The sequence below is a fragment of the Pedobacter jaeyakensis genome (assembly GCF_054461315.1).
Map to the genome: position 1 here is coordinate 4,124,603 of NZ_CM136921.1, position 26,547 is coordinate 4,151,149.

A 26,547-nucleotide genomic window follows, 5' to 3' on the forward strand; every position below is an offset into this window, starting at 1 on the left:
TCTTGTAATTAAAATTTTTCGGGTTTAATAAGCACGTAGATCATATAAATGAATACGGCAACTGCGATTAGGAATAATGCGATCATAATTGTTAGATTTTTTCGAACCAGTCGATAGATTTGTAAACTACCCAGCAAAGGATCAGCAGGGCCAGGAATAATACGAGTGTTAGCATGATTTTTTCTTTTGTATCCAGCCTATGCCAATGAATATGCCATAAGATTTAATTAAATCATACTTAACTTACTATCAGCGATTTATGTCATCGATAGTAACATTACCGAACATTTACAACATAAAAACCCTTCCAAAATGAAAGGGTCTTTACCATATCGGGGCTATCGGGTTTAAAAACTAGCCGTTGGTATAATTATGCGGATTGCGTTGTTGAAAAAACGCCTGAATGTTCCGCTTCCCTTTCTAAGAGGAAATTTTCATAATCGATTTTAGATTGAATGGCGAGAGATTTTGCCACTTCTATTACCTCTGCCTGCCATTCAACCTGCTGATTACCGAAAGCCATGAGCTCATCAATTGTGGCAGAGCCGCCCATCCCCCCGCAGCGTAGCTGCGCAGATGCTGTTAATATAGCCATATCATCAACAACCTGGTAAATATCCCGGTATTTGTCCCGAATCATTTTGAATTCCAGCGTATCCTTCACTGGTTGCAGTTCCTGAATAAGAAAAGGCTCGTTCTGAAACATCGTGGCACTCAACAGGGATGCCGACATATTTTGCATGCGCTTTTGTATAGCAATAACACGTTCGGCTTCATTTTCCCAGCTAGGCTGCCGGGCTTTGTTAAATGGAGCTAGCGATGATGGAAAACACTGCTTCATCTCTACAAGTAGATATTTGCCCTTGGTATTGGTGCTTTTTAACAAAAATAAATATCGCTTCACTCCGATACTACCTGTGCCCGCAAGACGAAAAACTACATCTTTAACTTTATAATTATAAGGGCTGTCGCTGCTTCCGCTAACCCACTCAGCAATATGTGCTTTGAGTTCCTTTTTTAGTTCTTTATTTAGTTTAAAATGTCTTTCATGCTTTAGCGAAAGCACCATTTTATTACCGCTAGTTTCCGTCCGCTTTTGAAGTATGCCTGAATAACTGCTCTCCGCTGCATTATTAAGAAAATCCTTCACAATGCCTTTGGCTGTACGGGGGTCAATACTGACCGCCTTACCATCTTTCAAAGTACTAGAATAGCTTTTTACAAATAACAATGCCATATTCATAGCTTGATCATCACCTATAGAAAGGGTATCAAAAGCTATAAAAATGCTTGCCAAAAGACGCAGTACCTCCCAAAGGGCTGGCGCAAGTGCGGCCTCGTCAAAATCGTTCAGGTCGAAATAAACCAGCTTATTCTGAGCCTTATAACTACCAAAATTCTCCAAGTGAAGATCTCCACAAATCCAGGCCAGTGGTGATGCAGGAATTTTAAGCTTACTTAGCTGCTCATAGAAAAGATGACAAGTACCCCGGAAAAACCGAAAGGCATTCTCCGACATGGCTTCATATTTAAGTTTTACCATTTCAGGTAAGCGGCCTGCATTGAAGGCGGTGAGCTGAGCTTTAATCTTAGACATAGCTGATGGTTGTGCCGGGTATAACACCTCCATTTCAGGAATGTTTTTGCTCGTGGCTGCAACAGGTGCTTTTTATCTAGTGACGGCTATTTAAATAGTTATTCGATTTCTTACATTTGAATATTTGCTTACTGTAACCACAAAACGATTCAACAATAAGATCAAGACAAATGGACCGAAAAGAACTCTCAGAATTTACAGATCAGGAACTGCTAGATGAAGCAAAGAAAATGAAATCAAATTCTACAATTAACGCTGTGTTGATAGGCTTTATGATTGGGATTGTAGTGTACAGCGCTGTCAAACATAATTTAAGTTTTTTGACGCTAATACCGCTGTTTATCGCCTACAAATTATTGAACAATTCTAAACATCAAAAAGCCGTTGAGGAGATTTTAAGAGCGAGAAACCTGAAATAATCCTGAAACGCATTTAATATTCAGCGCTATTAAACTTTGTATCTAACCAATTGATGTGATTTGTCAAGACATTTTTCAGATAGGTCACTTCCCCTGCATAAGATCCTGCCAACTGAACTTCCCGGTACACTTTAGTATTTAAAATATTCCACCGTGAGAAGTTTCTAACCTGTGAAACTGCCAGCTTTTTTTCCAGCAGTGATGCAGTAGCCGGCAGGGTTTGCATTTTTGGCTTTAGTTCATTCCAACGAGATCTAATTTTTTGTCTGAAGGCTGGATCTTCCATCAGTCGCTTAATCCACATTTTAGGATCAAAACCAGCATTGAACATCAACTTGTTTGTATTGTCGCCTAAGCGATCGTCGTTATTTATTGCGATATCAAAATCCCAAACAGGCCCTGTATAAATTTTATCATCATTTGCTTTCTTATAAAGATAAGTGCTCCAGAAAGCATCCGGGTTACCCATCACCTCATTCACAATATAATAATTGACGTAAGAATCTACGTCAAAGTATTTTCTGTATCCGGCTGCCGGATCAGTAAAATTATCGGCGAATAGCGCGTTTTCAAATTTCTGCACATGGTTTACAATGTAGTCTCTTTGTGCTTGCGTAATCTTTTCATCAGGGTATTTAATGGTGATAGGCATACCATGTTGTGTACTAAAATGTACCGGCTCTCCTTCAGCAAAACCATCTTCTTCCAAAAGGTATCCACCGTCTTCCACGTCCACCTGGCTCTTACCTTCTTTAACCTGTTCTGTAAGCAGGTAACTACCATTGTACGTACCGTTAAGATATACTTCTACGAATCGTGAATTTACCGTGAATGTTAATCCTGAATTTCTGGAAGCCACAAAAGCAAGCTCGTTTCGCATTAAGCTTTTGTCGGCATAATTGGCTAACAATACCCAGTTCTTATTTTCAGGCATTCCCAAAATGGCATATTTTTTATCTAACTTGATTCGATAGGGTTTTTTAGGCATTCCCCAGGTTGAATTACCTCTGCCTTTAATCTCTGTTTTACCTTCAAAAACAATATCTTTAAAATTGCTTACGATCTTAATGGAACCAGTTACGTAAATATCTTTACTGTCGATCGGCGTACCGCTCGTATTAATATAGAGAGCTGATATGCCATTATCGCTAAATTTGACGACATAACTCTTCTTACTCTGATCTTCTGCCGTGACCTCATATGTAACCAGTTTAGTAAAATCATTTGCTGTTACATTACTTACTTGATCAGTAGTGCCAACTGCTATTTTCACGCCATCGTAAGTAAATTCAGGTATGAGCGAGCTAATATCCGTTCCTGCAAATGCGCTTGCATAAATCGTATCGCCCTTGATCTCAGCGATTACATCGTTAACTAAAATAGGGTTTTTACTTGCTTTGAAAAATAAGGATTTGATTAATTTATCGGCCTTTAAAACTGGCTTTTCAATTATAATTTCAGCTTGTTTATCTTTTTTACAAGCTGAGAAGGCGGCAAAGAACATCAATAAGCAGACGATCTTGCTGTATTTTACTACAGTTAACATATCCCTGGGGTTCAATTTGGTTACTATGTTAAATATAGAAATAAATACGCAATGATAAGTGTTGGTTAACTCTGTTAAATCTGCACATTAAAGGCGTTTATCTAGAAATAACCGAACTTGGTCTAAAACATCCTAGTAGCTATTTATTAATGATTCTATTTGTTAAAGCAAACAGAACATAGCAAGAAAAACTAGATGAGCGAACTCGTAATTGAAACGCGCGGACTAACGCACTATTTTGGTCAGCAAAAGGTTGTAGACAATCTCAGTTTAAAGATTGAAAAAGGAAGTATTTATGGGTTTCTCGGACCTAATGGTGCAGGAAAAACAACCACCATTAAAATTCTTTTAAACTTGCTAAAATCGGCTGAAGGCACTGTTTATCTTTTTGGAGAAGAGATTAACAGCAACAGAATAAAATGCCTGAAAAGACTTGGAGCATTGGTAGAACAACCTGCTATCTATTCGCACTTGACGGGAAAAGAAAACTTGATTAACAGGTGCATTCTATTGAGCATTAGTAAAACGAAAGCTGATGAAATACTGGCTTTGGTTGGACTTACAGAGGCAGCAGATAAAAAAGCTGGCAAGTATTCTCTCGGGATGAAACAGCGTCTGGGTATCGGTTTGGCTTTACTATCTGACCCGGAGTTGCTACTGCTCGACGAGCCCACTAACGGCCTTGATCCAAATGGAATTATAGAAATCCGCAACATGATGATCGAATTGGCCAGCAAACATGGCAAAACTATCCTCGTTTCCAGTCACCTGCTTAGTGAAATTGAAAGAATTGCCACCCATGTAGGCATCATTAATAAGGGCAAGTTGCTCTTTCAGGGCACAATTAGTGAACTTCAGAACCTCAACAAACCAATTTTAGAAATTGAGATCTCAGATACGGCCCAAGCCTCTGAGTTCCTGATTTCAAATGGCTTTGAGATCAATACGATTGAAAAAAAGAAGTTAAGTTTGCTATTTAAATCGGCCGAGGAAAGTGGAAAAATAAATACGCTGCTGGTTCAGCATGGTTTTACTGTCTCAAGTATATATCAGGTTAGAAAAGACCTGGAACATCTATTTTTGGACATTACAAAAAACAATTAATATGCGCTCATTATTTATATCCCTGAAATCTGAATTTTATAAATCCAGGAAAACTTTGGCATTTTGGGCAGCCATTCTCCTGCCTTTATTAATTTGCTCGTCAATCGCTTTCGGCTTCTATAGTCAGTCCGCGAAAATTTTAAAACTCGGCTATCCTGCCGAAGTTTTATGGATGACCTATAGCGGCTCTGCCCTAGGCGTAATGGGTATGTTGATATTACCATTCTACGTACTTTTTATGGCTTTCTCCGTAAATAATATCGAACATAAGAATGATACCTGGAAAACGTTGTTTGCACAACCGCTAAACAAATTCTCTATATACGGTGCGAAATACCTGTATGCCTTGCTACTCATATTTATTTGCCTTGCACTATTTGTTTTGCTGACCTACATGTCGGGAAATCTTTTACATTATCTGGTAAAAGGTTTCAAATTTAATGAGTTTAATCCTTTAGAATCACTTTCAAAAATATATTTGAAGTTGTTCTTAGCCTCACTTGGCATCCTCTCCCTGCAATTCATTGCCAGTTTAATATGGAGTGATTTTTTAAAACCTATGGGTTTAGGGTTTATTGGAATTATTATGGGCATCATTGTAGCAACAAAACACTGGGAATATGCCTATATGATACCATATAGCCATCCGATCATGACGCTATCTGCCTCGAAAGGGAAAGATTCAATCTATTTTTCACAGGAAATATACAGTAGCTTAATCTATGCAGCTGTATTCTTCATATTTGGATACTTTATTGTAGCAAGAAAAAGTATAAAATAGCGAGAGATGTTAGAAAAAACAATGACAACTGACCCATTCTTTCAAAAAATCAGAACTTACGCCCAGCTGACAACAGAAGCTGAAAATGCCTGGTTGAAACTGCTCAAAGAAAAGACCTATCAAAAAGGCGATAACTTTATAACAATGGGAAATATCCCTAAAAAAGTTGCGTTTGTGGTAAAGGGACTATTTGCCCAGCAATACCTTAACGAGGCTGGCGAAACCATCATCAAATACTTTTTCCCCGAAAGCAGAATTGCCGGTTCAATACCTGCGACATTGGCACAGTCAGAAAGCTTATTTGACATCGTAGCGCTCGAAGAGACCACTGTTTTGGAATACAATTTTATCGAATTCAAAAAATTGGTTGCAACTTATCGTGATGTCGCAGAATTTTACATTCGTTATTTGGAGCGGCACTGGATTGTTGACAAGGAACCTTATGAAATTTCGCTGCGCGGCGACGTGGCTAAAATCCGTTATGCCGATTTCCTGAGGAAATACCCTGAACTTGTCAAACGCTTAAAAAAACACCACATCGCATCATATTTGGGTATTACACCAACACAGTTAAGCCGAATTTTCGGTTACAGTAAATAAATTTTGCTTTCTCAACATTTGTAAAGGGTTTTTCTTTTCAGCCGCTACATCTTTGTATCATTAATCACTTAAAATACAAAGAAATGAAACAAGTATTTATCAATTTAGCCGTAAAAGACGTTGTAAGATCAATGCACTTTTATACCCAGCTCGGGTTTACGATCAATCCTCAATTTTCTGACGATCAGACAAAATGTATGGTCTGGAGTGAAGGAATTTTCCTAATGCTCATGAGCCATGAAAAGTTTGGTTCATTTACCAGTAAGCCAATTGCCGACACAAAAAACAACATCGCCGGATTGTTTGCTCTATCCGTTGATAGTGTGGAACAGGTAAATGATACCATAGAAAAAGGACTAGGCGCCGGAGGCATAGAACCAATGCCTGCGATGGACTATGGCTTCATGCAATTGCGAAAAATCGAAGACTTTGATGGCCACACCTGGGAAATATTTTTTATGGACCTCACTAAAATGCCTAATCAGGATGAGCAGTAACCGCTTAAACATGCGATGTTATGGCGTATTTTGCCAGTAGAATGGTCAGCTTAATAAAAGGGGAAACCTTTCGATTTCCCCTTCAAGTGCACCAAATTCAGCAATGGCATCTCATGTAGAATATTGGCACAACAGATTTTCCAATATGGGATTGCTGCTGAACTTTTAGAAAGGAATTTTAACATTGTTTAACCTCCCGTCACGGTCGATGCGTACTTAAAAGCATTGAATCTTACTCCTCTTGGGATTGTCTATTTAAACGATTGGCAAAACAAAGTACTTTTAAAGTGGTTGTCAAATAAACTAATTAAAAATTAAATTATGAACAACAACGAAAATTCGGGACGTAGAGATTTTGTTAAAAAATCGATTACCGGTACGATTGCTATGAGTGCTGGCTTGTCACTCGCAGCCTCATTACTTGATTTTTCAGAAGCTAATGCGGCAGAAGCTGGCTTAACTGGAATTAATGCAGCTGCAGCTGCTAATGAAAAGGAATTTAGAATGGGTGTAATCGGACCTGCTGAACTTTCGCTCATAACAAGCCAAATAGCTTCTACAAAAGCTACCAACAAAAACACAAAGGAATTTGCAGGTTTTGAACTTACTGAAGCAATTGCTGTTACCGGTGTTTTGAAAGATTTAGGAACTCCTGTGCCTCCTATGAATGCTAAAGCAAAAGCAACTTTGGCAAAGATCAAAAACACTCCGGCTGGATTGGCGTTTGATAAAGCTTACATTACAGCTCAATTGGAAAATCATGAGTTTTTGCGTGATCTTGCTACTAGTTATTTAAGCAAAGGAAAGTTAGCCGGACCTGCTGAAAGTCAGGGCAGACACTTAGCTACCTTATCTTTAGCGGTATTTAAGGAACACGTAGCCATCACCAAAAGGATTTTGGCTGAATTGGGCTAACGCAAACTATTATTGCCAATTACATTGTGTCTCGTCCTGCTATAGCTTGTCATAAGGCCCGGTATAAGTTTCGCTTTACAACAAGCAAAGACGATATATATCCATGAACTAAAAAAGCCTTTAGAAATCATCTAAAGGCTTTGTAAAAATTTGCAAGAATCTTTCCCACTTGGGAAACTTTGTTTGTGCCCCACGATATATCCCGAACGAACCAATTTCCTGAAGATTTGAAGGTAGTTGCGGAGATAAAAAGATATATCGATGGTATAAGAAATACGCGTTTAAAGTTTCCGAAACATTGATTTTTACTTCATCAATGCTCTGAGCTTAACATAAAAAATGGCATCCCATGTGGGAAATCGGCAATGTGGAATTCCCCATATGGGATTTCATTAAAAGATCAGATAGTGACAGAATTAACGTAGCAATGCGGAACGCAACTTATTAACAATTTCAGCAACTTCCGAGCCATAGTACGAATTTTGCATATGGCATCCAACGCCCTCAATGAAATCGTCATTATCTAGCATACTCCCAACTTCATTCCGAAGGTATTGACGTACATCCTCAGGTGCATTGCTCAGCTTTGATTCCAGATCATGGCATTGCTCAAAAACAAAAACCATGTCTTCAAAATCATGACTTGCTCTAAAGTTTCTTTTGCCTCGGGATTTAAAGGCCTCCCATTTCGATGCGAGAAAGTAAGGGACACTAAAAATTTTAACTGACATTTCACCATCAATTTCTATTGCTTCAGCAAATTTAAATCCATCCGGATACCAACGGTTGCTAAAACCAATTACATTTGGATCCGTAGGCATGATATCTACCGCTAGGCCATGAATCTTAAACCGGCAAATTACTCCTGACTCCATGTCATTAATAAAACCCAACGCTATCATTTTCTCACTTATCTCTGCATATCCTGCATAAGTAAGTAGTTCTACAACAACATCTACATCTTCTGTCGGCCTTACATCGTCAGTACGATCCGGGAAAGTAGCATAAAGTGCGACAGTCGCCCCTCCAACAAATACAAAAGGACGATTGAGCCCTTTCAATAATTTTGCAATATCTCTAATCCTGATGATATGTTCATGCATTTTTAATCATCCTTTCTAATTCTTTTATAGCCACATCTTTTTCCCTTACTTTTCCAATTCGCATCACGTCTAAAAGAGCTAATAGATGATAGAGGTTTTCATCGGACTGTACGGCATCTATAGCACCAGGATACAGTGGAATAATACTACCGCCCCGTGTATTTCCTTTAGCATAAGGCCAAACCAAATGTTCACTAGAGACAATTCTTTTTGCCATAAAAGGCGATGACCATGCAGTTGGAATACCTACCGCCATCGGTCCTTTAATTGCCGGAAACACATATGGAAATCCATACTGTATAAACTCCAGCAAAGCTGATTTCATAACTTTCCTTTTACTTGGATCTATTAGTCCTGCAATAGCTGATCGTTGTAATGAATAGCTCACTTCTGCCTGGCTAATATTTAAGGCTTTCGCAATATCTTTATTGAGCCAATTATTTTCCAAAATACTTATTTTAAGCAGCACAGCTAAGTCTTGAGGCCGCATTCCATTGTGTACCATAACGTAAAGGTAATAAAATTCACAATTCATGAATCATGAATTGTGAATTTTATTACCTTTACCAGGGAGAATCAGGCGAGAGATTTATTTCTATTACCTTAATAGCAACAATCTCCTCTTTATGAAGTAAATATCGAAAGTGACTTTCCCCAATATAATGCTTGATTACCCTCTTGTTACTATTTCCTTCAGAATAGTTGAGTTCTGTTTTAAAAATTATTTGAAACACAATATTCAACACTAAGTAATCTGTAAAAATTTCATCAAATTCATAATCATCTTCGTAAATTTCAAAGTCAAATATCTTGTAATTCTCAATCGTTTCCGGCATTGACAAGTTACTAATAGAATAATCACTCTTCGATTTACTATATAGATTTTCGCTAATTAGCTTTATAACTTCATGAATATTGATATTTGACCCTTTCCAGTCGTTTACCATATAGAATATTTAATATTCAAATTGCCCTCTAACACAAGACATTTTAAGATGCAAATTCTACAACTTAGTAAGTAGATTTGAACAAGAAAAGCCTTAGATTTCTCTAAGGCTTTTCTTGCTAGTGCCCCAGGATATACTCCGAACGAACCAATTTCTTCAAGATTTGAAGATAGTTTCGGAGATAAAAAGATATATCGATGATATGAGAAATACGCGCTTGAAGTTCCCACAACGCTGATTTTTGCTTTCTCAATACTCCGAGTTCAACATCAAATCTGGTATCCCATGTGGGAAATCTGCACAGAAGGATTTTCCCATATGGGATTGCTGTTAAACTTTTAGAAGTTGCTAAAAATTATCAGGCAAAACTACACTTTGAGTAAACCCTTACTAATCGAGTGAAAGGGAAACCTAAGTCAGATTTAGTGTAAAGCAATAGCAGTGTAAGACACTTTGTGATCTACTATTAATGTAGATTATCAAACTTTTTTATACTTAACTTTAACTATGAGGTTTGAAGTTCATTTACCCTGTAGTCAGTTACTTCCTTACATCAAACACCTGATCGTTTCTGAAAATGAAAACGCAGCGACTTATACCGTACTTCCTGATACTGCCCTGGTAATTGGCTTCCAATACAGTGGCCGGTTGTCTTACATTGAGCAAAGTCTTGAGAATCCGCTCTCCCCTGCCGGTATTACAGGCCTAAGAGATTCCTGTCGTGTGTTTCAAAATACTGCTGGAATTGGTTCCATTTTAGTGGTATTTCGCGAAAACGGTGTTGCTCCCTTCCTCAAAATGCCTTTGAACGAATTATTTGGTAAAAGTGTTTCTCTGGAACATTTTTTTTGTCAGTCTGACTTAACCGAACTGCAGGAAAAATTAATGGGTTGTAATACCGACCAATGCAGAATCAGCTCTGTGGAGCAATTCCTAATCCATCATTTAACGGACCATCCATTGGATCTTATGGTTAGCCAGGCATTAAAATACATACATCAATCAAATGGAACTATCCGGATTAACGAGCTGGCAAAACTACTGAATACCAGTGCAAGCCCTCTAGAAAAGCAGTTTAGACGAGTTGTGGGTGCCTCACCCAAAAAATTTGCAACGATTGTGCGTGCTAAAAATGTACTGGACGCAATGGACAATGGCAAGCAAGGATATGCCGAATACCTATCCTCATTTTATGACCAGGCACATTTCATAAAAGACTTTAAAAAGTTTGCTTCTGTTACTCCAGAACAATACCTGAAAAATTTGAGATAAACGGATTTTTACAATCACCGCCTCCGCTACAAAAGTACTTTTGAACATCAAATTCATTAAAAGATGTTTACAGTAAATCAAATTAAAGCGGCTCATGCTAAAGTTAAAAGTGGGGCCGATTTTCCTGCCTATGTAAGAGAGATCAAATCATTAGGATTAGTTCACTATGAATTTATGGTTAAAAACGGACAGACTACCTACTACGGTGCAGATGGTTTTCTAGTAAAAGGCGAACCGATCTACCAAGAAAAGGTAATTTCCAATCTGGCAAGTCCGTTATTAGTGCGACAAACTATTGCTGACCATCAACAGGGTAAAAGTGATTTTATGACTTTTTGCAACCTGGTAGCCGATGCGGGAGTAGAAAAATGGATAGTCAATGCACTGACAATGGTTTGTACATACTACGATGTTAATGGGCATTGTATGGTTGCTGAGCCTATACCAGAAAGAGAGTATTGAAATTAAGGTGATTAAGCGATCAGGTATACGCGCCGCTGAAATACACTGTTAAAGTATATGATGGTGTAATTTTACCAAAATATACACAAACAACTCAGGTTTACCAAAATCTGAGTTGTTTATAGATTAGCCTTAGATAACTAGTATTATAAATCTTTCAGGAAACTAATAATCTCAGTTTCATTTACAGCTATAGAACTTGTCCTGCTGAAGCGGGCCATATTAATTCCTAGGAATTTTCCTTCCAAATCAAATATGGGTCCACCGCATTCCGACGGCTTCAATTTGCCGTCGTGAACAAATGCATTTAGAAACCCGTCTCTTCGCTCGCTTTTCCCGTCTAGGAACTTTTCTGCTATGTGGGTTCCCATGATTGCTGGTCGCTTGGCCAAAGGAATCTTCAGCCTGTTGATCCCATTGCCAACATTTGTAACAAGATTAAGTGTATCATTAGGGAAGTTGCTCTGCACTTCTTTGACGAACAACTGGGGCTCCAAAAATGGCATTCCATTTAGGCTAACTATTTCCTGTCCAACAGTAAGGTTAGCTCTTTGCGCAGGACTGTTTGGTTGAATAGTTACCAAAACCAACTTGTCATTTTGGCGTTCCACAACAGCTCCAAGATATCCGGCGTTATTAACGCCGCGCAGGTTAATTCTAGTAGTTCCGATCACACTCCAGACATCTTGCTTTCCGGGTTGAGGAGAAACAATCAAGCTTCCCAGGTCATTAAAAGAGATTGAATCAGCGGTTGTTCCAAAACTGATGCCTTTGCCCAGATCCAGGTCGACTTCCAAAAGCACTAAATCCTTGCGCATACTTCTCTTAATGACTTTTGCAGGATGCGTCTTGCCACTTGCCAATTCTATCAAAGGATTGCTCCCCACCATCGAGCTCTTGCTCACCAAATATCCCTTACCCTTTTTCGCGACTGAAACATTAATGTTTCCAGCCGATATCACCGTACCAAGTATTGTCCGTACTGAATCGTCAACCTGGCTACTTACTTTTAAAGCTAGCTTTTCAAATTTTGATTCCAAGTCAGGGAATGCAAAGCCAGAAATGCCTTTTTCAGAAAATATTGGCTTTCTGGCAAGCATGGGGTCTATTGTAACTGAATCTGCTGAAGGCAATTCGACGTATGCTTCGGGTTTTTGTAATGCAGACCAGTATTTTCTAAATAAGTCTACAGGTACTTCGTAATTGTTTTCAAGGGCAAGATCAATACTACTGTGAATCCCAACAACCCTCCCAAACAAATCGAATACTGGTCCTCCGGAATCTCCCGGTTCCATCAAACAGGTACTTCTAAACCTACGACCGCGTTGTGCGTTCAGCTCTGCTACGTATCCTGCTCTAATGACTTCATAAGGATCCATGAAGCTTCCTGGATAAGCAATACTTATAACAGGTTCGTTAACCGCGAGTGACGATGACCAGCCCATTTCCGCATATGCCCAGGTTCCTAGTTCATTAATTTTCATGATGGCAACATCAATCCTCCGTATACCACCAAGTCCGGTAGCAGTAAATTCTTTGCCATTTTGAAAAGTGACCAGATAAGTTTGGTTTGGTGTACAAGCATGCGCTGCAGTCAGTATTCTACCTTCTTTATCAATTACGACTCCGCTGAAGCGACTTCCTGTTTTGGTCTTTGTCTTGATATCGTAACCATTGATAAGCACCGTTGCTGGATGACCTTTTGATACAGATGCATGCATGTAAGATTCTAATCTCAAAAGCTCTTTTTTTCCCTGCCCGAATGATTCAAAACTCGCGATCAATAAAAAGAGTATCGCGATGGCGGTATGTATTTTTTTCATATTAAATTTATGTGAGAATGTGTACTGGGAGCACCCTTATCTATTTGATACGCTCCGCTAATTGCCTCTGTAATTCTTCTCCACGAATGTTCTTTGCTACAATTTTACCTGTAGGATCTATAAGGAAGTTGGCCGGAATGGCGTTGATTCCGTACTTTTTTGCAATTTCATTTGCCCAGTATTTAAGATCCGATACGTGTGTCCAGGTTAGTCCATCTTTTTCAATCGCTGCCAGCCATAGGTCTTTTTTTCCAGGCTGATCCAGCGATACGCCAAGTACTGTAAAGTTTTTATCCTTGAACGTGTTGTAGGCCTTCACTACGTTAGGATTTTCGGCACGACACGGGCCGCACCATGATGCCCAGAAATCAAGTAGCACGTATTTCCCCTTAAAGTCCGACAGCTTAACTGGCTTGTCATTTACGTCATTTTGGGTGAAATCTAGCGCATAAGCACCGATAGCGGTGGCTTTTGCCGATGCAATAACCCGAGCAAGATCTACACCCTCAGGCAATCCCGTCAGCTGTGCTGGCATAGATTTAAATACCTTTTCAGATTCAAGAATATATTTGTCATCTGAAACAAGCTGTTTTAATACGCCAATTGTTATAAATGATCGTGGATTGCTTTTGGCAAAATTCAACTGCACAGCCTTCCATTTGCCCAAAACGCCACTGTATTGTTCCGAGATAGCTTTTTCTTGTCCCTTTTTTTCCTCTGCTGTAAGCTTGGCAAACTGCGTCCGGATAACTGTCATCTCATCTAATAATGCCTTACTAGAAGCCTGCAATTTAATATCTTCAGTATTTGTGATGGAGCCGACGACCGTCGAGGTTTTTAGAGAATCGTTACCAATTATTTGTATAGTTGATGGCTCTAGGTAAAAGCTCAAGCGGTCCAGTTTTGCGCCTCTGGTTCTCGTGCCTGCCGCAGGTTGACCATTAAGTGAAAGGTCAGCTTTCACTGGTGAGACAAGCGTCCCGACAAATTTGAATGATCCCTCAGCGACGTTGGCCGAGTCGACAATGGCCTCGCCTTGTAGACGATATGAAAGGAAGATTTTGTCTCCCTTTTTTAGATTTTTGACGGAACCTTGTATTGTGAATTGCTTTTGAGCAAAAGTAATTAGGGGTAATAACGCCACAAGGACGAATATAATTCTTTTCATTTTATGTTGACTAAAAGTGTTCAGGTTTGATTAGTAAATAATTTTCACGAGAATGGCCGTCTCGCAAAAAATCTATGGCCTTTTACCACATATTTTGGAGTTTACTGGCGCCTCGATAAGCGCACCCAGTGGGCGTAATATGTCTTGCTAATTGTTTTTTGCGTACTCGATCATGTTTGAAAGTTCGACGACTGCGGCATCGTCTCCGCCATGGAATCCAGTCACGTTAAAGCGAATATTTCCTTTTGCATCGATAATGAACTTCTGGGGTATCCCCTTCACCCCAAACGCATCAACGGCAATGTTGCTAGTTGTCTTTTTTGTCGTGTCCTTTGGATCGATGTATAAGTCGAACGAATAATGATTAGCCGCCAAATATGATTTCGCGTCCTCAAGAGGCGTATTTGTTTCTTCCCATGTGTGAATAAACAGAAACTTTACGTTTGGATCGTTCTTGTATTTATTAACAGCAAGTTGCATCGCAGGAAATGATTTCTTACAGGGCCCGCACCAGGTTGCCCAAAAATCAATCACAATCGTCTTGCCCTTGAAATCTGCCAGGGAAACGTTCTTGCCTTTGACATCTTTGACCGTAAATGCCGGAGAGGGTTTGTTCATCACCTTTTTAAGGTAATCGCTCGCAATTTTTTCGCTAATACCTATTTCGACTTGCGCCACGTATGCCGCTCCATCTTTTCCAGGATTGAGCTTCGCATACGTATCTGCCAACGTCTTCTTCAGCTCAGCATTCCCTTGCCCTGCTTTCACAAGCTTGTCTAGGATCGGAAACGCTTCCTGATAATTTCGCAACCTATACAAAAGCAATGCGTACACCTTTGCTTTGTCTGTATTTTTTCCTCCACTGAATTCGTAAGCACTTTTGATATACGGGAGCGCAAGTTGATCGTTTTTTTCATATATCAGTATCGTACCGTACGCGTCCTTCATCTCGCTGTATAACAGTTTATCTTGGGATGCCTTTGCACTTCCGTCAGCTGGAGTAGTTTCGATAGCCTTGAAGCGTTCTAATTCTTCTTTCAAAAACCCACCGCCCAGTTCTGGCGATCTTCCAGCGACATTGACGCCAACATGATACGCCGCTGTTAATCTCTGATTAGGATCTTGTATGAGCCGCATGTATTTTATCGCTGTGGGTACGTGTTCTTTTTCCTTTGCAAGGGTATACAATATGCCGTTGTAGACACGGTCGATATTTCCCAAGGGGAAATCCTTCTTGTAAGTCGCGAGCATGGTTTCTTTCTTTGCGAGATCCTTTTCCTTATAGAGATCATTTATAAGTTTATCTTCCGCCACACGTCCTTTTGGATACCTTTTTAGGGCAACGTTTTGCGCGCTATCTAATTTTTCTACCTGCCGGATTGCCCGGTAATATTCAATTACCAGCGATAGGTCCTTTTCAGTTCCGCTTCCAAGAACAGCGAGTTGTTGGCTTAGCGCTGAAGCATCTTTTTCATTCATCAATGCTGTCAAAGCCGGATCTCTTTGCTGCTGTGCAAAGGTACTCGCAACTGCGAGTACCAATGGAATTATTAACATTCTTTTCATTATCACCTATTTTAGCAACGCTTTGTATGCTTCCAGTTTCTTTTGATAATCAGTTACGGTATAGTCGAAAACACGTCCGGCAAATTTCGGATCCTTTGCTTCGACCTTTGCTAGCTCTACAGCTTTTTCTTGCGTTGCGATAGCGTCAGGGACTTTTCCCACTTTTACTTGCGCAGTAGCAAGTTTTGTCAGCAAGTCTGAGGTAGGTGACTTTAGCCCCTGGATGTGGTCAACAGCAAACTGGTAAGCCGTAGGAGACATTCCCTCTCGCTCCATGATCGTGGTAGCCGCCATGATCGCAAGGTTGGGATTCAATTTTCCGATCTCTTCGGCATACGCTAATGCTTCGGCTTCAGGAAATTTATTCAGCATAACATTAAACCTTTTTGTTCGAAGCATTGTCGCAAGCCACGGTGTTTTTTTTATGTGGGATTCAATAAGTTCAAATGCTTTGACATAATCCTGGGCATTGATGGCAGCCTGCACTTCATTATTTGCGGTATTCATTGCCTTAGTTTGGTCGTCAAGAATCTTGTTTTCCGCGTCTAAATCCTTTTGATATGCAATTGGATCGTATGTCCCGTTGAGCATCGGATCGATGTGTTTATCAAGCTTTACCGGATGTCCGATCCATATGATCTTTCCATTCTGAACGACAAAGGTAGTGGGGATTCCAATGATTCCTGCTGGCCTAAGCCATGTATTTACCATATCCATCGCATTGTTATCCGCGATGATGTCATACTTCATCCTATTCTCACTACTTGCAACAAACCGCATCACGTTGGGCAAGCTGGTTTCATAGGGTTTGGCACCAACCTTTTCCCACACATTTACCCCGACGAACGTAGCCTTGCCCTTGTATTTTTCAGATAGTTCTGATAGGTGAGGCATCGCAGCGATACAAGGGCCGCACCAAGTCGCCCAAAATTCAAAGATATATAGGTGTCCATCTTTATATTTGGTAATCGGTTCTCCCTTTATCCATTTTGCATACGACAGCTTGGGGGCAATATCACCCATTTTCAATTTAACTGGTGTCTGAGCGACGGCTGTCATCCCCATCGCAATAAGAAATACTATTGTTAAAATTCTGTTCATGACTTCTATTTTAATAAGTGTTTTGTACCAATTTATTTCCACTTGCGATAATTTCTGTTCTTGGAATCATCAAGGCATATTTTCGCGAACCCGGTGTCAGTGTGTAGGTAACTAACGGCAAGGTCTGCTGCACCGACACACCATTAAGTTGGTAGAACTGTCTGGTGATAGTTTTGTTGTCAGTTGGATCTTCATTATGGTTCAGTCTTCTTAAGTCAAACCAACGCATACTAAAGGGAAGTTCTCGTCTACGCTCTTGAAGGATCTTAGTGATAGCTTCAGGCTTAGTCGAGGCCGTTAACAATGGCGAAGGAATTGCCGGGGTGACGCTTGCGTTTTGAGGCTTCAGCCTTTTGACTCTCAAAAGATTGACTGTCGTCATCGCCTCAGTCACACGATCAAGCCTTGCCAACGCTTCTGCTTTAGTCAAAATCGTTTCCGCGACAGTCGTTCCGCTCGTTAAGTTTGATAGCCCAAATTGGTTATAGCTTAGGTTTGGATTGGTAATTCCATACAGTGCTCCCCCGTTTTCAACTACATGATAGATATATCTCCAGTCATTAGACTTGTCGAACAGATCCAGTAGATCGGTTGATGGTGTTATCATCCCATTGTGTGTCGCTTGTCTGTGCCAAGTGGTTTCTTTCCAGGCTATTTCTACCGTTCCGTATGTCACCGGGAAATTCGTTTGAGAGGTAGAAAAACCCATCTCAGTGTTGTAATCTACCAAAGCACTATATAGGTTGAGGGAAATCGTAGCGTATTTCTCTGCCTCCTGATAATTGTTGCGATGCAGGTAATATCTCGCCGCGAAGGCATTGACCCCGGCAGTGTTGGCCCTCCAACTTCTTGGAGTCGTACCGATCACCAGTGGCGTGGTTATTTTCAGTGCTTCCTGTAAATCCGACTCAATCTGTTCGTAAATTTTAAAAAGTGGAACTCTCGTCAGATCTTCTTCAAAACTACTGCTCAATTTTAAAGGCAGGCCAGGTTCATTTTTGTTTGCATCGGTAAACGGTAGGCAATATGTATTTGCCAGGATCCAGTAATTAACAGCTCTCACAAAATGTGCCTCAGCTTTTAGCCGAGCCTTGTCCTCTTCGGTGCCCTTCACTTTGGAGAGCGCACTGAGAACTAAATTTGCAGTGAACACCCTTCCCCAATTGAACGTCCAATCTCGATTTTCCACAGTTTCCTGGAACGTCCTGTCCCAAGTAAATGCATACGAAGTGTTTAATCCGTATAGGAATGAGGCAGTAGTCATATATTCAGGGTCTATTCGCGTATCGTCCGTTCCGAATAGCCGCCACCATGCTTGGTTCTCGTTATTCATAACTGTGTAATTTTCCAGTAGCGCGTCGAGGTTCTGGGTGCTAGTAACCTCAATCGCACTACTTTTCGAAGGCGGTTCGTCCAAATATTTTTTGCACGAGCTAATGAAACCTGCGCATGCCAATAGGCCAACGCAACAAATCATCTTCATATATTTTGTTTTCATCTGTTTGATAATTAAAGTTGAAGTCTAAGACCAAAAGTGTAACGAGGAGTCGGGTTTATGGACCCCAAGAGATATTCAGGATCCTCATCATAGTGATTGTTAGTAATAGTCAGTAAGTCGTTGCCTTGTGCGTAAAGTCGTAGTCCCGAAAGTTTAAGCTTTCTCATGAATGCAGGATTTACGTTATAGCTCAAACTAATTTCCTGAAAACGTATATGGTTGGCATTAGTAACCAAATAGTCCAAAAACCTATAGCGCGACCATGTTTTGTATGAAGCGTCATTCGGATCAGTAGGCAACGTAAGTATCTGTGCTGGATCTCCGTTTAATACTTCACTTAGCCTCGCATTCGGTAATGTTTTAAAACCATTTTGGTATGGGTAGTTGAAACTAGACCTGCGAAATACGTGACCAAATTTACCAGTCATAATGAATGACAGCGTGAAGTCTTTAACGTCAAATGCATTTACTAGGCCTAATGTATATGGGGCAACAGTTACACCGCTATTACGAAGCCACAGGTTTGCATCGTTACTTGGACTAGTCACTGAAAGATCAATCTGCGCCCCCCCTGGACCAGAATACATTGGACGTCCATTAATGAAACCTAGATAGTCATAACTCCAAACAGTGTTGGCATTTTGACCCTGTAAATAAGCAGCACTTACACCGCTTTCGGTAAGATTACTTGCTGTATATTGGGTCATGAAAAGTTTTGTGATTTGATTCTCGTTATAAGCGAAGTTTACATTACCTCTCCATGCAATAAAATCATTTATTTTCATGTTGGAACCCAGTTCTAATTCGATTCCCCTATTATACATTTTTACGTTATTGAGCTTTTGGGTTGTTGTACCGTTGACAACTGGAATGGCAATATTGGCGAGAAGGTCTTTACCTTTTTTATTATAGCCCTCTATTGTTCCGTACAATTTTCCTTTAAATATTGAAAAGTCAATTCCTAGGTTTATAGTTCCCGTTTTTTCCCACCGTAGACCCGGATTGCCATAGCTTGAAATCGTAGCTGTGGTTGTACCTGTATTACCGTTAGGATTCGCTGAAAGGCTAATCAATGGTAGTGGTGATGTAGATCGGTCTTCGTTTCCGTTGTAACCATACGTAACTCTAGTTGTTAATTTATCTAGCCAACTAACATCCTGGAGAAACGATTCCCTTGACGCTTGCCAAGAACCGCCAACAGACCAAAATGGCGAATAACGATAGGCTGGATCTTCAGCAATAAGGTTTGAGGCATCGGTTCTAAAACTACCCGAGATAGTGTATTTATTTTTAAACGTGTATCCTAAGTTAGCAAAAGACGAAAAATAACGGTCAGTGAAATAACTGAACGAATTAGTATAGGGAAAAGTAACGTTATTACCCAGCCAATTAGTAATTGCCCTGGTTCCTGATCCACCTGGGCCATTCGGAAATTGCGTAGTTGCAAGGGTCTCATCATTATATCCGTATGCTGTTGGATTAGTGAACCCTTCAGTTACTGAGCTTCTTATTTCAGCACCCGCAATAAAATTAATGGAGTGATCCTGAGCTATATCTCGGTTAAAGTTTATCTGATTTCTCCAAGTGTACCCTCGCATTTTAGTTCTACTCTGGTTTAATTGAGCTCCTTTGGGTAGATTTAATGTAACAGCTCCTGTAGCAAGCCTATTCCATGTAAGTGAGTTATTAATCGAACTCCTTACTGTAAACGCATCTTCAGCGCTCAGATCACGATTAAATGTGTTGAAATTCTCATACTGGATTCGACTTGAAATAGATAATCCCTTGAAAGGCTTAACTGTAAGGCCGCCCTGAATCCTGGCATTAATGTTTTCAGTGGTAAAGTCCCTTGCATTTCTCTCGCGCACTGGGTTGTAGTAAAAATCATATGGAAATTTATCAGTTGGTATTAAAAGATCAACTGTCGGCATGTAATAACCAAATGGCAAATGAGTTTGTGACCCATCATCATTTAAAATCATGTCATATGGTGACCAACCTTGTATATCACCCAAACTAAATCCATTACGATTTGATTTTTGATATTGCAGCATAAGCGCCATGTCAAAATCAAGCCAGTTCAGCACCTTAGCATCGGACTTGTAATTGATTAATGAGCGTTTGTTATCATTACCCTGAAAGTCCGATTGGTTGGCTTCGTAAAGAATCGAAGCTGCATTGTTCATCCTTTTTGTTGAACCACTCATGTTTACGTTTACCTGATTACTGATCGGATTTGCCAGTATCAGGTCTCTTATTTGGTCGCGGTTGTCAAGTCCCCGCAAACGCTCTAATGCTGCATCTCTCTGGGCTGCTGTAATTCTACCCAGCTTTTGTTCATTCATCAGCGCCATTGCCTGAGACCATGTTCCTCTAGTTACTTCCGTTAGTGCACCTCCATTAACGCTCGATGGTGCCCATTTTCCGAAAGCATATACTTCATAATCCACAGTTTCTGATGAACTTGCCAGTGGCCTGGCATAATCGATATCCATCATATTTCCAACACGTGTAAAGGCTGTCACATCTGCAGCGAATGGTACGCCACCTTTTCCTGATTTCGTTGTGATAACAATTACCCCGTTGGCCGATCTTGCTCCCCAAATTGATGCCGCTGCGGCATCCTTCAAAATGGTCACGCTCTCGATATTGTTTGGGTTGATGTTGTCAAAATTACCCTGAATTGGAAATCCATCAACTACAATTAGCGGGTTAGCATTGGCGCTTAAGCTCGTAAGGCCCCTAACGCGAAACGTAGTGTTTCCGTCAGCATCCACAATTGATGCCATGCCTGCTGTTGTACCTACAAGTCGCTGCGCTAGTGTTGTTGCAGGCTTGTCCAACTGCTCTTTGCTAATTGTCTTGAATGAACCCGTTGCGCGTTCTTTAGGTAAGTTCTGGTATCCCGTGCTGACTACTGTCACCCCGTCTAGTTCCGCCTCGGCAAGTTCAAGCCTAACAACTACGTTGTTAGACTGACTTACGACTGACTCTCTATTGCCGTACCCCACATACGATATCAAAAGGATGTCTCCGACATTGACCCCTGTTAATCGAAACTGACCGTTTTCATTCGTGGTTACGCTACTGTTTGTGCCTTTTACTTTCACGGATGCGCCTGGCAGAGGGTTTCCTTTTTCATCAAGCACAACGCCTAATATATCCGTGAATGAAGCAATTGGAAAGGTCGTGGCCTGAAGGAGGTTTTCTTTAATTACCACGGCCTTGTCTTTGATAACAAAATTAAGGTTCTGTCCTTTCAATACCTGTGCGAGCGCATAGTCAAGTTGCACATCCTTAAGGTCGATACTCACTGCCTTAGATTTGTTTAATGCTTTTGAACTGATAAGCACTGTAAACCCAGTCTGTTTCTTAATTTCTTTGAATACTTCTGTTAGGGGCACGTTCTTTTTTGAAAGAGTCACCTTTTGCGCAATACTTGCGGCGCTTACTTGAAGCAATGTTGTTAGGAGTATTAGTGTCGTAATTTTCATCACTAATAAAGTTTGTCGCAGCCGGAGCACTGACGTACGGGCCGCGTAGTTAAAAGCATAATTATATTTCATACTTTTGAGTGGTTTGAGTTGATATAAAACGGTTCGTTACATTGTTTTATCCCATATGGGAACGGTTGACTCAGACTTTGCCGGATGGTGTTGGTAGCACTGTCCGGTTTTTGTTTGTAAAGAGCCCCCGGTGTTTGATGGGTTACTCACGTAGAATTCTTGGCATAGCTTGTTGGTTTAGGTTTGTACAATTTAATTTATGCTCGTTGGTGTTCTATGGTTCTGTTTATTGGCTGACGATAACTCGCCTGCCTTCTAGTGTAAAATGGACGTCGCCTGTTAACTCGAGCTTGTCCATGACCTCCTTTATGGACTTATAACGCGAGATACTGCCCCAAAAGGCCAATTGAGAATTTTTGCCTTGAAATACAATGTCGACGTCATACCATCTTGCAATTTTTTTGAGAATGCTTTCTAAGGGTTCGTTATCGAAGACAAACTCTCCGTTTTTCCAATCTATTGCATCCGTAGCTTCTACTTTTTTAACGGTAAGGCGGTGATTATCCAGCACCGCTTGATGGCCGGGAGTCAGCGTGATTGTTTCGTTATCCCCGAAGCCCAAGGCGGCAACCGTTACACTTCCTTCGAGAAGTGTGCTCTTAGTATAGGGTTCATTATCATATGCATTCACATTGAAGTGAGTTCCGAGAACGGTGATTTGCTGACCGTTACTAGTTACAACGAAAGGATGCTCTTTGTCCTTCGCAACCTCAAAATATCCTTCTCCCCGCAACATGACCGCTCTTTTCCCATTTTTAGAAAGGTTTGAAGCGTATGTCAAACTTGATGCGGCGTTGAGCCAGACCATAGTGCCGTCAGACAGCCTCACCTGATACGTTTCCCCTTTAGCAGTTGACAACGTATTGAATGTGTTGACCTTCCCCTGGTCGTGCACTTCGTATATCAATTCGCCTCCGTTGGATTTGGTAACAGTAACGCCTGCCTCCGAAGCGATTTGTCCGTTTAGAGAATTAGTAAGTTTAATCTTTGTCCCGTTAGAAAGTGTCAGCGTTGCACCCTGTTTTCCTGGCGCTAAGTCATTTACCTTTGCCACGATATCTTTTCCCGGAACTTTATTTGTCTTCTGGAAATACAGACCAGCGCCAAATACGGCCACGGCGATAGCCGCTACTGCCGCAACTTTTGGCCATAGGCTAACCTTTTTACCTACGGGAGTGAAATCTTGGCTTTCGATATCCAAACTATTCCAGATTTCGGAACGTAACTGATCATAGTCCGGTTCTGAAAGCTCGTCTGTCGCACGATTAGACTCTTGGTTATACCAATTTTCGACTAACAATCGTTCTTCGGAAGTGCAATTGCCATGCAGATACTTATCGATAAGTTCCTGTTGAGTGTGGTGGTTTGATTTCATTTATCCCAATAATCGTGATTTCAAAGGTATAACGACAAAGTGGGTATGTAGGTAGTAGATGATTTTAAAATAAAATTAAAAACACTCTCAATGAGTCTCCCAACTTTCCTTTAAGAATCCGCAAAGAATTGCTGACCTGCTTTTTAACGGTTTTGTCTGATATTCCCAATTGGTCAGCTATTTCTTTATGACTTTTGTGATCCTTGCGGCTCAATAGAAATATTTCTCTCATTTTTGGTGGGAGATTCAATATTTCAGTTTCAATCTGTTCATATAGTTCTCGTTCTATGTACAATTGGTCCGGGGGAACAATGCCCGAGTCCATAACCTGTTTAAGTGAATGAAGATATTTTTCCTCTACCTTTGAATGCTTTACCAAATCGAGCACCTTGTTTCTGGTGGCGCTGTATAGGTATGCTGCAAGTGGTGACCGTATCACCTGTTCTGCCCTCTTTTGCCAAAGGGTGGTGAAAACTTCCTGCACGACATCTTTCGCCAAAGAATTATCTTGGAGCATTTTTCGAGCGTGCCGGAAGAGAAGCGGCCAGTAACGATCGTAAATATTCTCATAAGCGCGCAGGTCGCCCGAGACAAAAGCGCTCAGCAATTCATCGTCACTTCTCGAAGACAACCCACTCATGATGTACCCCCCATATTGTAAAGTTACGAGATCGACACGGTAATTCAATAATTCAACTTGGTTATTGAACAATTGTGGTCAAGCTCTAGATTGCATTTTAAGCATTATGCTGTATATTTCCGGAAAATTGCCTCTTCCCCACTTTTGATGGTAGAATAAAATAAAAGGATTTGAATAACAAAAGACTTTTAATTCCTCCTTGAATAATACATTTTTTTCACCCTAACGCGACTGTCTTGTACTATTATAGGCTTGTCATTCAAAAACGGCAACAAAGCAAAGATGAGCCACATGTATAAACAAAAATAGCCTCTAGGTTATCTCTAATGGCCCTACGACGTTTTTAAAGAATCTTTCCCATGTGGGAAACTTTGTTTGTGCACTTGTAGGGATTCGAACCCCAAACCTTCTCATCCGTAGTGAGATGCTCTATCCAATTGAGCTACAAATGCCTTTTCCGTTTCGTTAACGGACTGCAAAAGTAATGCTTGAAAATCAATTTAACAATTTTTTTAGCAAATTACTCCAGCACAAAGAATAACTACTTGAAAACTAACCCTCTATTGCAGTTTTTATAGCAGCGAAATCAGGCATATTACCTGCATCTTCCAATACCTCTGCATGAATAATCGTACCCTGCTCATCAATTACGAAGGCAGCACGTTTAGAAACACCTTTTAAATTGAACACGAAATCTTCGTAAAAAGCGCCATAAGCCTTAGAGATTTCCTTATTAAAATCTGAAAGCAATGGAAATTGATATGATTGCTCTTCCTTAAACTTTGCCAATGTAAATGGCGAATCAACAGAAATACCAACAACTTCTGCATTCATTCCAGTGTAGTAACCAAAGCTATCTCTCATTGTGCAAAGTTGTGCAGTACAAATTCCTGTAAATGCCATAGGGAAAAACTGTACCACCAATTTTTTACCTCTGTAATCTCCTAGTGAAACTTCCTTAAGTTCTGAACTGAATAATTTAAAATCTGGAGCTTGATCTCCTACCTGTAAAGCCATAATTGTAATTTTTGCCCAAATATATCTTTTAAATAGTATGCTGGTAATACCTTGCATAAATATTGACGCTGACTTTGCAATTTGTTTCCTTGTGCTATTAGGAAAAAGCTCAAATGCACCTCTTATAAATTTCTAGCTATTCAATATTTACTCATAGCGTACTGGAGCATTGTTCGTGATGTACAGTAGTTAGAAACGACATTAATACGGAACATATACGGCTTTTGTACGGGTTTGGTACGGCTAAACCCGTACAAAAGCCATTGAAAATCCATTTTTAATAACAGTTAGTTTAGTTTTTAAATACTGCACAGCTCAAGCAGAGTGCTTGCAGATGGCTTTAAGAAAAGCCTGTCATTTCTGGCTGTTTGCTGGCTCTTTGGTCGGTGTCGGCTCGGTGTATTCACCCAGAACATAGCCCTTAAAGACCGATTTTAGTCCAAAAACAGTGTTCTCAGTATCGAAACCGTCTACAACAAAACCCAATTTTTCCCATTTTTCAATTTGACCATCATCAATCAGGTTAACTATTTTAGTTCTTGATTGTCGCATATCACCCTTTTTATTGTCGCGCTCAACCTCCAATATTTCAAAACCTGAACGTAACTTTGTTATAATTAACTCAATAAAGCTTCTAACTTTAGTTAACCAATCTTTAAACTCAATATTATTAAAATGGGAACAATAACGAATCAAATCTATCCTTGCTTTACTCTTAAAGGCAAAGTTGCCGAAGCTGCAGATTTTTACATAGACACATTTGGAGATGGCAGCATCGTTCAAACCTCACCTTATGTGATACAAATCCAGCTAAGCGGACAAAAATTTATGCTCCTTAATGATGGTCCTTCTACAGTACCTAATCCTTCTATCTCCTTTATGGTAATTGGAGAAACAGCAGCCGAAACCGAAGGTTATTATGCCAAACTGGTTGCCGAAGGTAAAGTGCTAATGCCTTTAGGAAGCTACGACTGGAGTCCGAAATATGCATGGGTGCAAGATAAATTTGGGATCAACTGGCAATTGTATACCGGCAGCAAGGCTGATACTCCTCAAAAATTTAGTCCTACACTAATGTTTACTGGCTTAAATGCAGGTAAAGCTAAAGAAGCCGTACATTTTTACACAGGGCTGTTTTCTGATTCAAACATCCAGGGCATTATGGAGTACGCAGAAGGAGATGCTGATCTGCCAGGGTTGGTAAAACACGGACAATTTAAGATCAAGAATTTTATCGCAATGGCGATGGACAGTTCGGCCGATCATGGGTTTCAGTTTGTAGATGCGTTATCCCTCGTTGTTGAATGTGAGGATCAGGCAGAAATTGATAAATACTGGGATACACTATCAACAAACGGCGGCAAAGAGATTCAATGCGGCTGGCTTGTGGACAAATACGGCGTTAGCTGGCAAATTATTCCTAAAAATCTGGGGACTTTAATGAGCAATCCTGAAAAAGGGCCACGTGCTATGCAAGCATTGATGAAAATGAAGAAATTGATTATTGCGGATCTTGAACAGGCATAGCTCCCTGTTTTCCTGGAGTAGCC

General features: G+C 40.3%; 25 protein-coding genes and 1 tRNA gene. 9 read left to right on the plus strand and 17 right to left on the minus strand.

Translation table 11 applies throughout. The annotated features are described in order from the left end of the window. Positions 1-8: 8 nt before the first annotated feature. Positions 9-86 carry a K(+)-transporting ATPase subunit F gene (kdpF, locus tag ACXZ1K_RS18250; RefSeq protein ID WP_458973263.1) on the minus strand — a complete coding sequence of 26 codons (78 nt, stop codon included), beginning with the start codon at positions 84-86 and terminating at the stop codon, positions 9-11. A 284-nt stretch (positions 87-370) separates the two neighbouring features. Next, positions 371-1,597 (minus strand): DUF2252 domain-containing protein, encoded by a 1,227-nt coding sequence (locus ACXZ1K_RS18255; RefSeq protein ID WP_458971119.1) that lies wholly within the window; start codon positions 1,595-1,597, stop codon positions 371-373. A 170-nt stretch (positions 1,598-1,767) separates the two neighbouring features. Here ACXZ1K_RS18255 and ACXZ1K_RS18260 point away from each other — a divergent pair, with 170 nt between their 5' ends. Then, positions 1,768-2,016 (plus strand): hypothetical protein, encoded by a 249-nt coding sequence (locus tag ACXZ1K_RS18260; protein ID WP_458971120.1) that lies wholly within the window; start codon positions 1,768-1,770, stop codon positions 2,014-2,016. A gap of 13 nt (positions 2,017-2,029) precedes the next feature. Here the strand turns inward: ACXZ1K_RS18260 and ACXZ1K_RS18265 are convergent, their stop codons facing one another. Then, complete coding sequence (locus ACXZ1K_RS18265) at positions 2,030-3,562, minus strand: CotH kinase family protein (protein WP_458971121.1); 1,533 nt, start codon at positions 3,560-3,562, stop codon at positions 2,030-2,032. Between the two features lie 195 nt (positions 3,563-3,757). Here ACXZ1K_RS18265 and ACXZ1K_RS18270 point away from each other — a divergent pair, with 195 nt between their 5' ends. The 5 genes from ACXZ1K_RS18270 to ACXZ1K_RS18290 all read left to right on the plus strand — a co-directional run bounded on the left by ACXZ1K_RS18270 (position 3,758) and on the right by ACXZ1K_RS18290 (position 7,459). Next, the gene (locus ACXZ1K_RS18270) at positions 3,758-4,666 is read left to right on the plus strand and encodes an ABC transporter ATP-binding protein (protein WP_458971122.1); all 909 of its coding nucleotides are present in this window, start codon (positions 3,758-3,760) and stop codon (positions 4,664-4,666) included. A gap of 1 nt (position 4,667) precedes the next feature. Next, positions 4,668-5,447: an ABC transporter permease gene (locus ACXZ1K_RS18275; RefSeq protein ID WP_458971123.1), complete on the plus strand. Its 780-nt coding sequence runs from the start codon at positions 4,668-4,670 to the stop codon at positions 5,445-5,447. A 6-nt stretch (positions 5,448-5,453) separates the two neighbouring features. Next, positions 5,454-6,047: a Crp/Fnr family transcriptional regulator gene (locus ACXZ1K_RS18280; protein WP_458971124.1), complete on the plus strand. Its 594-nt coding sequence runs from the start codon at positions 5,454-5,456 to the stop codon at positions 6,045-6,047. 83 nt (positions 6,048-6,130) lie between these two features. Beyond that, positions 6,131-6,544, plus strand: a complete 414-nt coding sequence (locus ACXZ1K_RS18285) for a VOC family protein (RefSeq protein ID WP_458971125.1) — start codon at positions 6,131-6,133, stop codon at positions 6,542-6,544. 321 nt (positions 6,545-6,865) lie between these two features. Next, positions 6,866-7,459 carry a DUF4142 domain-containing protein gene (locus tag ACXZ1K_RS18290; protein ID WP_458971126.1) on the plus strand — a complete coding sequence of 198 codons (594 nt, stop codon included), beginning with the start codon at positions 6,866-6,868 and terminating at the stop codon, positions 7,457-7,459. A gap of 416 nt (positions 7,460-7,875) precedes the next feature. Here ACXZ1K_RS18290 and ACXZ1K_RS18295 read toward each other — a convergent pair whose 3' ends face one another. Genes ACXZ1K_RS18295 through ACXZ1K_RS18305 form a run of 3 tightly spaced genes read right to left on the minus strand, consistent with a single transcriptional unit; the run spans position 7,876 to position 9,509 of the window. Continuing rightward, complete coding sequence (locus ACXZ1K_RS18295) at positions 7,876-8,562, minus strand: hypothetical protein (RefSeq protein WP_458971127.1); 687 nt, start codon at positions 8,560-8,562, stop codon at positions 7,876-7,878. Further along, positions 8,555-9,097 carry a hypothetical protein gene (locus ACXZ1K_RS18300; RefSeq protein ID WP_458971128.1) on the minus strand — a complete coding sequence of 181 codons (543 nt, stop codon included), beginning with the start codon at positions 9,095-9,097 and terminating at the stop codon, positions 8,555-8,557. Before ACXZ1K_RS18300 ends, ACXZ1K_RS18295 begins: the two co-directional genes overlap by 8 nt. 28 nt (positions 9,098-9,125) lie before the next feature. Next, entirely contained in the window at positions 9,126-9,509 is a 384-nt protein-coding gene (locus tag ACXZ1K_RS18305; protein ID WP_458971129.1) for a hypothetical protein, read from the minus strand. A 507-nt stretch (positions 9,510-10,016) separates the two neighbouring features. Between ACXZ1K_RS18305 and ACXZ1K_RS18310 the strand changes: the two genes are divergently transcribed. Both ACXZ1K_RS18310 and ACXZ1K_RS18315 read left to right on the plus strand, forming a co-directional pair. Next, the gene (locus tag ACXZ1K_RS18310; RefSeq protein ID WP_458971130.1) at positions 10,017-10,781 is read left to right on the plus strand and encodes a helix-turn-helix domain-containing protein; all 765 of its coding nucleotides are present in this window, start codon (positions 10,017-10,019) and stop codon (positions 10,779-10,781) included. A gap of 63 nt (positions 10,782-10,844) precedes the next feature. Next, on the plus strand, positions 10,845-11,243 hold the full coding sequence (locus ACXZ1K_RS18315; RefSeq protein WP_458971131.1) for a DUF1398 domain-containing protein: 399 nt from the start codon (positions 10,845-10,847) through the stop codon (positions 11,241-11,243). Between the two features lie 146 nt (positions 11,244-11,389). Here the strand turns inward: ACXZ1K_RS18315 and ACXZ1K_RS18320 are convergent, their stop codons facing one another. From ACXZ1K_RS18320 to ACXZ1K_RS18370, 11 genes are all read right to left on the minus strand, one after another. After that, entirely contained in the window at positions 11,390-13,066 is a 1,677-nt protein-coding gene (locus tag ACXZ1K_RS18320; RefSeq protein ID WP_458971132.1) for a S1 family peptidase, read from the minus strand. Between the two features lie 40 nt (positions 13,067-13,106). Further along, complete coding sequence (locus tag ACXZ1K_RS18325) at positions 13,107-14,234, minus strand: redoxin domain-containing protein (RefSeq protein WP_458971133.1); 1,128 nt, start codon at positions 14,232-14,234, stop codon at positions 13,107-13,109. A 147-nt stretch (positions 14,235-14,381) separates the two neighbouring features. Continuing rightward, positions 14,382-15,800, minus strand: a complete 1,419-nt coding sequence (locus ACXZ1K_RS18330; RefSeq protein WP_458971134.1) for a redoxin domain-containing protein — start codon at positions 15,798-15,800, stop codon at positions 14,382-14,384. Between the two features lie 6 nt (positions 15,801-15,806). Further along, positions 15,807-16,901: a TlpA family protein disulfide reductase gene (locus ACXZ1K_RS18335; protein WP_458971135.1), complete on the minus strand. Its 1,095-nt coding sequence runs from the start codon at positions 16,899-16,901 to the stop codon at positions 15,807-15,809. A gap of 10 nt (positions 16,902-16,911) precedes the next feature. Further along, positions 16,912-18,399 (minus strand): RagB/SusD family nutrient uptake outer membrane protein, encoded by a 1,488-nt coding sequence (locus tag ACXZ1K_RS18340; protein ID WP_458971136.1) that lies wholly within the window; start codon positions 18,397-18,399, stop codon positions 16,912-16,914. An 11-nt stretch (positions 18,400-18,410) separates the two neighbouring features. Further along, positions 18,411-21,893: a SusC/RagA family TonB-linked outer membrane protein gene (locus ACXZ1K_RS18345; RefSeq protein ID WP_458971137.1), complete on the minus strand. Its 3,483-nt coding sequence runs from the start codon at positions 21,891-21,893 to the stop codon at positions 18,411-18,413. 298 nt (positions 21,894-22,191) lie between these two features. Continuing rightward, positions 22,192-23,166, minus strand: a complete 975-nt coding sequence (locus ACXZ1K_RS18350; protein ID WP_458971138.1) for a FecR family protein — start codon at positions 23,164-23,166, stop codon at positions 22,192-22,194. Positions 23,167-23,404: 238 nt separating this feature from the next. Further along, positions 23,405-24,028 (minus strand): RNA polymerase sigma factor, encoded by a 624-nt coding sequence (locus ACXZ1K_RS18355; protein WP_458971139.1) that lies wholly within the window; start codon positions 24,026-24,028, stop codon positions 23,405-23,407. 330 nt (positions 24,029-24,358) lie between these two features. Further along, positions 24,359-24,432 (minus strand) — tRNA-Arg (locus ACXZ1K_RS18360). A 100-nt stretch (positions 24,433-24,532) separates the two neighbouring features. Then, positions 24,533-24,997: a redoxin domain-containing protein gene (locus ACXZ1K_RS18365; RefSeq protein ID WP_458971140.1), complete on the minus strand. Its 465-nt coding sequence runs from the start codon at positions 24,995-24,997 to the stop codon at positions 24,533-24,535. Between the two features lie 354 nt (positions 24,998-25,351). Continuing rightward, on the minus strand, positions 25,352-25,549 hold the full coding sequence (locus ACXZ1K_RS18370) for a hypothetical protein (protein ID WP_458971141.1): 198 nt from the start codon (positions 25,547-25,549) through the stop codon (positions 25,352-25,354). Positions 25,550-25,672: 123 nt separating this feature from the next. Between ACXZ1K_RS18370 and ACXZ1K_RS18375 the strand changes: the two genes are divergently transcribed. Next, positions 25,673-26,524 carry a VOC family protein gene (locus ACXZ1K_RS18375; RefSeq protein ID WP_458971142.1) on the plus strand — a complete coding sequence of 284 codons (852 nt, stop codon included), beginning with the start codon at positions 25,673-25,675 and terminating at the stop codon, positions 26,522-26,524. Positions 26,525-26,547: the final 23 nt, after the last annotated feature.

What these genes read in the sequence shown, in the direction of transcription:
- ACXZ1K_RS18365 (WP_458971140.1), bottom strand. Translation starts at nt 24,997, where the DNA reads ATGGCTTTACAGGTAGGAGATCAAGCTCCAGATTTTAAATTATTCAGT.
- kdpF (WP_458973263.1), bottom strand. Translation starts at nt 86, where the DNA reads ATGATCGCATTATTCCTAATCGCAGTTGCCGTATTCATTTATATGATC.
- ACXZ1K_RS18265 (WP_458971121.1), bottom strand. Translation starts at nt 3,562, where the DNA reads ATGTTAACTGTAGTAAAATACAGCAAGATCGTCTGCTTATTGATGTTC.
- ACXZ1K_RS18275 (WP_458971123.1), top strand. Translation starts at nt 4,668, where the DNA reads ATGCGCTCATTATTTATATCCCTGAAATCTGAATTTTATAAATCCAGG.
- ACXZ1K_RS18315 (WP_458971131.1), top strand. Translation starts at nt 10,845, where the DNA reads ATGTTTACAGTAAATCAAATTAAAGCGGCTCATGCTAAAGTTAAAAGT.
- ACXZ1K_RS18345 (WP_458971137.1), bottom strand. Translation starts at nt 21,893, where the DNA reads ATGAAAATTACGACACTAATACTCCTAACAACATTGCTTCAAGTAAGC.
- ACXZ1K_RS18280 (WP_458971124.1), top strand. Translation starts at nt 5,454, where the DNA reads ATGTTAGAAAAAACAATGACAACTGACCCATTCTTTCAAAAAATCAGA.
- ACXZ1K_RS18335 (WP_458971135.1), bottom strand. Translation starts at nt 16,901, where the DNA reads ATGAACAGAATTTTAACAATAGTATTTCTTATTGCGATGGGGATGACA.
- ACXZ1K_RS18330 (WP_458971134.1), bottom strand. Translation starts at nt 15,800, where the DNA reads ATGAAAAGAATGTTAATAATTCCATTGGTACTCGCAGTTGCGAGTACC.
- ACXZ1K_RS18375 (WP_458971142.1), top strand. Translation starts at nt 25,673, where the DNA reads ATGGGAACAATAACGAATCAAATCTATCCTTGCTTTACTCTTAAAGGC.
- ACXZ1K_RS18285 (WP_458971125.1), top strand. Translation starts at nt 6,131, where the DNA reads ATGAAACAAGTATTTATCAATTTAGCCGTAAAAGACGTTGTAAGATCA.
- ACXZ1K_RS18370 (WP_458971141.1), bottom strand. Translation starts at nt 25,549, where the DNA reads ATGCGACAATCAAGAACTAAAATAGTTAACCTGATTGATGATGGTCAA.
- ACXZ1K_RS18270 (WP_458971122.1), top strand. Translation starts at nt 3,758, where the DNA reads ATGAGCGAACTCGTAATTGAAACGCGCGGACTAACGCACTATTTTGGT.
- ACXZ1K_RS18320 (WP_458971132.1), bottom strand. Translation starts at nt 13,066, where the DNA reads ATGAAAAAAATACATACCGCCATCGCGATACTCTTTTTATTGATCGCG.
- ACXZ1K_RS18295 (WP_458971127.1), bottom strand. Translation starts at nt 8,562, where the DNA reads ATGCATGAACATATCATCAGGATTAGAGATATTGCAAAATTATTGAAA.
- ACXZ1K_RS18325 (WP_458971133.1), bottom strand. Translation starts at nt 14,234, where the DNA reads ATGAAAAGAATTATATTCGTCCTTGTGGCGTTATTACCCCTAATTACT.
- ACXZ1K_RS18260 (WP_458971120.1), top strand. Translation starts at nt 1,768, where the DNA reads ATGGACCGAAAAGAACTCTCAGAATTTACAGATCAGGAACTGCTAGAT.
- ACXZ1K_RS18255 (WP_458971119.1), bottom strand. Translation starts at nt 1,597, where the DNA reads ATGTCTAAGATTAAAGCTCAGCTCACCGCCTTCAATGCAGGCCGCTTA.
- ACXZ1K_RS18300 (WP_458971128.1), bottom strand. Translation starts at nt 9,097, where the DNA reads ATGAATTGTGAATTTTATTACCTTTACGTTATGGTACACAATGGAATG.
- ACXZ1K_RS18305 (WP_458971129.1), bottom strand. Translation starts at nt 9,509, where the DNA reads ATGGTAAACGACTGGAAAGGGTCAAATATCAATATTCATGAAGTTATA.
- ACXZ1K_RS18310 (WP_458971130.1), top strand. Translation starts at nt 10,017, where the DNA reads ATGAGGTTTGAAGTTCATTTACCCTGTAGTCAGTTACTTCCTTACATC.
- ACXZ1K_RS18340 (WP_458971136.1), bottom strand. Translation starts at nt 18,399, where the DNA reads ATGAAAACAAAATATATGAAGATGATTTGTTGCGTTGGCCTATTGGCA.
- ACXZ1K_RS18290 (WP_458971126.1), top strand. Translation starts at nt 6,866, where the DNA reads ATGAACAACAACGAAAATTCGGGACGTAGAGATTTTGTTAAAAAATCG.